Annotated in this window: 1 pseudogene; it reads left to right on the forward strand. The window is 35.2% G+C overall.

Annotation, left to right across the window (positions count from 1 at the left end):
• Positions 1-189 (forward strand): annotated as a pseudogene (locus tag E3E25_RS11430) (glycine C-acetyltransferase); the annotation flags it as partial.
• Positions 190-398: the final 209 nt, after the last annotated feature.

The raw sequence follows: 398 nt of genomic DNA on the forward strand, positions 1-398 counted from the left end.
GTGGCACAAACATTTGCAGCCAAGTTGCTGGAAGAAGGTGTGTATGTTATTGGTTTCTTTTACCCTGTGGTGGCAAAAGGTTTGGCACGTATTCGTGTACAGTTAAGTGCAGCACACGAGCAACACCATTTAGATACAGCCATTGCAGCATTTACAAAAGTGGGTAAGGAGTTAGGTGTGTTGAAATAAATTTTTGTACTAAGCTTTAGAATTTCTATTAAGCTTTTGTTGCGTCGCACACTTGTACTATACAATATAAAGCAGCTATTTAAGCCATCATACATTATGAATGGCTTTTTACTTGCTTCACTTTTTCTTAGATATATTGAAGTAGTAGTTTACAACTTACTTTTGCTAAAATTTTAGATTATGAAGTTGAGGTATGTTGGTTACTTATT

The sequence above is a fragment of the Thermococcus sp. MAR1 genome (genome assembly GCF_012027305.1).
Classification (GTDB): domain Archaea; phylum Methanobacteriota_B; class Thermococci; order Thermococcales; family Thermococcaceae; genus Thermococcus.